The sequence below is a fragment of the Tepidibacter sp. Z1-5 genome (genome assembly GCF_037844525.1).
Classification (GTDB): domain Bacteria; phylum Bacillota; class Clostridia; order Peptostreptococcales; family Peptostreptococcaceae; genus Tepidibacter_A.
Genome location: NZ_JBBMMD010000015.1, coordinates 44,126 through 50,136, shown reverse-complemented (window position 1 = coordinate 50,136; position 6,011 = coordinate 44,126). Strand labels below are relative to the sequence as shown.

4 protein-coding genes are annotated in these 6,011 nt (G+C 30.3%); all 4 read left to right on the top strand.

The annotated features are described in order from the left end of the window. Positions 1 to 894 precede the first annotated feature (894 nt). Complete coding sequence (gene proB, locus WJW32_RS04025) at positions 895 to 2,034, top strand: glutamate 5-kinase (RefSeq protein ID WP_340255340.1); 1,140 nt, start codon at positions 895 to 897, stop codon at positions 2,032 to 2,034. Between the two features lie 41 nt (positions 2,035 to 2,075). After that, positions 2,076 to 3,332, top strand: coding sequence for a glutamate-5-semialdehyde dehydrogenase (locus WJW32_RS04020; RefSeq protein ID WP_340255337.1), 1,257 nt, complete (start codon positions 2,076 to 2,078; stop codon positions 3,330 to 3,332). A gap of 291 nt (positions 3,333 to 3,623) precedes the next feature. Next, complete coding sequence (gene yidA, locus WJW32_RS04015) at positions 3,624 to 4,442, top strand: sugar-phosphatase (RefSeq protein WP_340255334.1); 819 nt, start codon at positions 3,624 to 3,626, stop codon at positions 4,440 to 4,442. 422 nt (positions 4,443 to 4,864) lie between these two features. Beyond that, positions 4,865 to 6,010, top strand: coding sequence for a stalk domain-containing protein (locus tag WJW32_RS04010; protein ID WP_340255331.1), 1,146 nt, complete (start codon positions 4,865 to 4,867; stop codon positions 6,008 to 6,010). Position 6,011: the final 1 nt, after the last annotated feature.

Below are 6,011 nucleotides of genomic sequence, written 5' to 3'. Positions count from 1 at the left end.
AATATAGAGAACAATTGAAAATAGGTAAGTTAATCATACGCGCAGATAGCGGATATGGAACTGAGGAAATAATAGATATGGTATCCTCTATATCAAAATTAAAATCCATTTCATATCTAAGAAACATATTAAAAAACAAATGGCATTAAAATGTTAGCGAATGATTTAAATATTTTTGTATAAAACTTGAATTATAGCGTTTGAATATCCGTTAAGAAAGTTCGTTGTTTGACCTTGAGGGAGTTCAGAACTTTTAGGAGATTCAATAAGATGTAATTCTTAGTTTTATTAAAAATATTTACAACATTAGCGGTATTTTAATGTCATTTGTTTTGGGATTAAGAGCTATAATTTTTCCAAATTAGAGATTTGATCAATTGGTATTTTATAGTGAATAAATAATTACATTTGTACGAAATTTAGGTAGTTAAAGATATAGAAAAAGAATATAAGCATGATGTAGAATCAATATTATATGCCTTTGCGAATAAATTTTTAGAAGGTAAAGATTTAGAAATGGTAAAGGAGGAGTTGAAAGTGACTGAAATTGGTAAAAGCTTGATAGATGAAGGTACGGGATGGATTGATGCTATTTTTTTATGTAGGTATGGGATCAGTCGGGTTCCCTATGGCGACAGAATATGACTTAAAAAACTTTCCATTCCTGTGTAAAGTTAAAGTTCGATTAGTTGTATTTATGGTTATACTATAATTTTAAATAAAATACCTTCTGATATTAATATATTAATACTAATTGTATATATATTATTCTTATGATATAATTTTTTAAAATATTTTAATGAATATCAGAATATTTAGTCTATAACACCTGTATTTTTTCTATAAATAATTATTGAAAGGAGGTTTTACTGTATTATTACAGTAAAATTAAAAATGAAATTAAAAAAAGAATCATATTTAAAAAATGTTAAGAGAATAGTTGTCAAAATAGGAACATCCACTTTAACTCATTCAACAGGATTACTAAATTTAAATACAATGGAAAATATAGTAAGACAATTAGTGAATATCCATAATCAGGGGATTGAAGTAGTTTTAGTAACATCAGGAGCTATAGGTGCAGGTATGGGGAAATTAGGACTCAAGTCAAAGCCAAAAACTATTCCACAAAAACAAGCTGCGGCTGCTGTTGGACAAGGTATATTAATGCATATGTATGAAAAACTGTTTTCTGAATATGGAAAAATAGCTGCTCAGATACTTTTAACTTCAGAAGATATGTCAGACCGAAAAAGATTTTTAAATGCACGTAATACATTTTTTTCCTTATTTAATCAAAAAGTTATTCCTATTGTAAATGAAAATGATGCTATAGCTATAGATGAAATTAAGTTTGGTGATAATGATACTTTATCAGCAATGGTGACAACTCTTGTAGATGGAGATTTGCTGTTAGTACTTTCAGATATTGATGGATTATATAATGCTAATCCTAAAACAAATATAAATGCTAAACTTATTAGCTATGTAGAAGAGATAACAGAAAAAATTAAATGTTCTGCAGGAGATGCAGGTAGTAACTTAGGAACAGGTGGAATGATAACAAAATTAAAAGCAGCAGAAATTGCCGTATCATCAGGAGCTTCTATGATTATTGCAAATGGTTCTATTCTAAATATTATTAATAGGATATTCCAAGGAGAGAATATAGGTACATTTTTTCAAGCAACTAAAAATCCTCTTCAAAGCAAAAAAAGCTGGATAGCATATAATACTGCTGCTAAAGGGAAAATAATCATTGATGATGGTGCTAAAAAAGCTATTCTAGAAAAACGTAAAAGTCTACTCCCTTCTGGAGTAAAATCTGTTAATGGAAAATTTAATAAAGGAGATGTTGTTTACATTGTAGATTCAGAATACAAGGAAATAGCTCGTGGTATTACAAATTATAATTCATTAGATATAGATTTAATAAAAGGAATTCAAACATCAGATATAACTGATCAACTAGGCTATAAAAATTATGACGAGATAATACATGTTAATAACCTAGTAATACTAAATAATGATTAAAAAACTTTTATAAATTAATATTATTTAAAGAGGTGAAAATTATGGATATAAAACAACATTTAATAGAAAAAGGTAAGTTAGCAAAAAAGGCTTCCAGAAAAATGTCTACCTTAGATACAAATATAAAAAATAATGCACTAAAAGCAATGGCTGAAGCTCTTATAATAAATAAAAATCTAATTCTTGAGGCTAATGCTAAAGATATTGAAAATGGTAAGCAAAAAGGATGTTCACAAGCTTTACTAGATAGACTTTTATTAAACGATAACAGAATAATTGAAATGGCTAATGGACTTAGAATGGTATCTTCACTTAAAGATCCTATTGGAGAAGTAGTGAAGATGTGGAAAACAGAAAACAATCTTCAAATTGGTCAAATAAAAGTTCCTCTTGGCGTTATAGGAATGATTTATGAAGCTAGACCTAATGTAACAGTAGATGCTGCAGCCTTATGTATAAAATCAGGAAACTGTGCAATTTTAAGAGGTGGTTCTGAAGCTATAAACTCAAATATAGCATTAGCAAATATTATCACGAAAGCAGCTATTGAGAATGGTCTTCCTGAAGGTTGTATACAGCTTTTAGAAACTACAGATAGACAAGCTGCTAATGTACTAATGCAGCTAAATGAATATATAGATGTACTTATACCAAGAGGTGGAGCAGGCTTGATTAAAGCTGTAGTAAAAAATGCTACAGTACCTGTTATTGAGACAGGTACTGGAAATTGCCATATGTTTATTGACGAAAATGCAGACTTAAAAATGGCTGAAGAAATAATTGTAAATGCAAAAACTCAAAGACCTGCTGTATGTAATGCTCTAGAAACATTACTTATTCACAAAAATGTAGCATTAGAATTTTTACCAAAGTTAGAATCTCGTCTTACTTCTATTGGAGTGGAATTGAGAGGGTGTCCTTTTACTCAAAATGTAATATCTAATGTAAAACCTGCAACAGAAGATGACTGGTCTACTGAATATTTAGATTTAATATTAGCAATCAAAGTAGTGGATTCATTAACTGAAGCTATAGATCATATTTTCAAATACAGCACAAAACATTCAGAAGCAATAATAACAAATAGTTACTCCAATGCACAAAGATTTTTAAAAGAAGTTGATGCAGCTGCAGTATATGTAAATGCATCTACACGATTTACAGATGGAAGTCAATTTGGATTTGGAGCTGAAATAGGTATTAGCACACAAAAACTTCATGCTCGAGGACCTATGGGTCTTACTGAACTTACAACTATTAAATCTATAATATACGGAGAAGGACAAATTAGAGAATAAAATTTAATAGTACTTAATGTAATAATGTCAGTAGGGTTCCTTATAGCTGGCAGAGATAGAGTATGGAACTAAAAATAGTAAAAAAAGAACAGGTGGTGGCTTATTAGATTGTATAAATATAACATATATTATTTTATTAATAGTAAATATTGTCGGATATATAGTAGCTATCACCAAATAATGAATTGAACCCTTTAAGCTTATATCTTAAAGGGTTTTTCAAAATGTAAAAAATATATTATAATGTTATTTTAGTATATATAATAATTAATAGACAACAGGAGGAAAAATATGTATAAATTAATTGGATTAGATATGGACGGTACTTTACTGAACAAAGAAAAGAAAGTATCAAAGGCTAATTATGAAGCTATTCAACAGGCAAAGAAGCAGGGAAAGAAGGTTGTTCTTGCAACTGGAAGACCACTTCTTGGTGTAAAGAAATTTCTTAAAGAGTTAGATCTTATTTCTGATGAGGATTATGTTGTAGCATTTAATGGAGCTTTAGTTCAAACTACTAAAAGTGGAAAGATTATCTCTAAGATAACTTTAAGCTTAGATGATTATAAAGAGCTTTATGAACTGAGCAAAGAACTTGGTGTTAACATACATGCATTAACAGAATCTAGTGTAATTACACCAAACAATAATAAGTATACAGATTTAGAGGGTAGTATGAATGGAATAGATGTTTATGAATTACCAGTTGAGTCTGTTGATAAAGATGAAACTATAGTTAAGGTTATGATGATTGATGAACCTGAATTAATAGATGGGATTATTCCTAAAATACCTCAAAATATTAAAGATAAATATACTATTGTAAAGAGTGCTCCTTTCTTTTTAGAGTTTTTACACAAGTCTGTAAATAAAGGTGTAGGAATTGATGCAGTTGCAAATGAGCTTGGTATTAATTCAGATAAAGTAATTTGTGTTGGAGATGCCGAAAATGATCTTGCAATGATTGAATATGCAGGACTTGGAGTTGCCATGGAAAACGGATTTGATGAAGTTAAAGAAATTGCAGATTATATAACCTTATCAAATGAAGAAGATGGTGTTGCACATGTTATAAATAAGTTTATGATAGAAAAAGTAGAAGCAGTATAATACAAAGACCCCTTAAATTTAAGGGGCCTTTGTATTATAGCTTTAGAGTCATTATATTGTATAATCTCGTCAATACTATCCTTAGTTTTTTTCAATTCGTCTATAGTTATTATATCTAGTTCACTCCTTGAGTAGCCTTTTGCTTTATACCCTTTAAACTTTTTGGGCTCGGTTTAGAGAATGAAATTCAGCAATAACTCCCATCATACCTTCAAGAAGCTTACCTATTGGAGTATTATCAAAATTTTCTGTAGTGCTTATTAAAATGAGGTTGTCTTTTTTATGTGGATATAGATTCAGATGCATTACCAAGTAATAATATATAATTATACTAAAAAATGGTATTTTCGTATATAATTAGATTAAGAAAATTAAATTTGAGAATACATAAAAGATACTTACAAATAAGGAGGATTCATATTTTGAAAAAAATAGTTCTAATTACCTTGATTAGTATAATTATTGTTGCTATGGGTGAAGTCTGCGAGGCTTCAGAAAAACCACTTACTATCACAGTAGATGACAAAGTAATCCTGTTCGATGAATCTACGGGATTCCCTTATGTAAGTGATACAGGTCGTACTATGGTACCTTTACGAATTTGTTTGAATTCAATAGGTTGTGAAGTGGACTGGAATCAACAGATACAGACTGTGATATCAAGCAAGGGTGAAATTAAAGTTGAAATTCCTATGGGTAAAAGTGAGATTTATAAAAATCAAATACCGATTTCTATAGATACCGCTGCAATAGTAAAAAATGGACGTGCTTATCTGCCTCTTAGGGAGGTTATGGAGGCTTACGGATATGCCGTTGATTGGGACAGCAAAACTAGAATTATTTCAGTAACTCAAAACACCTCATATGACAATGTGATAGAGTTCACACCATTCAATATTAATGGAGGTTCTACAGGGATATTCTCACGTAAACAGCTTGAGTTTAAAGGTTTTGATGGTGTACAAGCAGAAATTACACTACCTATGGTTACAATAGCAGAAAAAGGAGACTGTCCCTATGTATATTTTGGTTTTGACTGGACAAATGATGTTGGAAATGTTGAAGGTGGTTTTCAATTCATTGAAGATTCTAATCATCCCAACTATAATAAATGGACTGTATATATGCGTCAAGGGAATGATTGGCTCTGGGGGAACAATATTGCTTTAGAGCAAGGTTCTACCCATCATATAAAATTTTATAGCGAGAAAGTATCTAAAGAACAAGTGGATTTGGTGATTGAACTTGATGAGAGCGAAATAATCCGAAAAGTTTCAACGGTTAGTGATTTTAGAAATGCTTCTGTAAAAGCAGTCACCTCAATAGCAATGTCTAAAACTTTTGATGGTACTAACTGCTTTTCACGATCAGACAATTGCAAGATTGCTAATATGAAGGTATCCGAGGTGAAATCCGATTTGTATTTAGATTTCAAAAGCTATGATTTATACAGCAAGTGGAGGCCAACAATTGGAGTTAGCGGTACATGGTTTGGAACAGTAGACTGCATTCCTTCTTATTTGCATATTGGAACGGATGGAGCAATTTCTATATATAAGGGACAGTAGA